This is a genomic window from Mesorhizobium sp. M8A.F.Ca.ET.202.01.1.1, assembly GCF_004791595.1.
Taxonomy (GTDB): domain Bacteria; phylum Pseudomonadota; class Alphaproteobacteria; order Rhizobiales; family Rhizobiaceae; genus Mesorhizobium.
Genome location: NZ_SRUN01000135.1, coordinates 1 through 347, shown reverse-complemented (window position 1 = coordinate 347; position 347 = coordinate 1). Strand labels below are relative to the sequence as shown.

The following is a 347-nucleotide window of genomic DNA, read 5'->3' as shown; positions in this document are numbered from 1 at the left end:
CCATGCCGAGCACATCCCGGTAGAAGTCGCGCGTCGCTTCCAGGTCATGCGCGAAAATGCAGACATGGGCGAGCTGCTTCACCTTGATCATGGCCGGTTCCTTTCGGCCCCCGCCGAAATCCGCAGCGCCGTCTTGACCTGGCCTCAGGTCGGCGGTGTGCCGTTCTCGGCCAGCACGGCGCCGGCGAAGTAGAGCGAGCCGCCGATGAGAATCCGCGGTGCCGGGCCGTCCCAGGCGTCGCGCAGCAGCATCAGCGCGCTGGCGACGGAGCTGACCGGTTCGGCCGACAGGCCGGCCTCTTCGGCACGCAAAGCCAACTCGTCGTTCGGCACGCCGGCGTCGCTGT

Annotated in this window: 1 protein-coding gene and 1 pseudogene; both read right to left on the bottom strand. The window is 68.3% G+C overall.

Translation table 11 applies throughout. From position 1 onward, the window contains the following. The coding region (locus tag EN845_RS34180) for a VOC family protein (protein ID WP_189587439.1) at nucleotides 1-91 on the bottom strand (91 nt) is incomplete at its 3' end. Nucleotides 92-144: 53 nt separating this feature from the next. Further along, a pseudogene (locus tag EN845_RS34175) lies at nucleotides 145-347 on the bottom strand (bifunctional folylpolyglutamate synthase/dihydrofolate synthase); the annotation flags it as partial.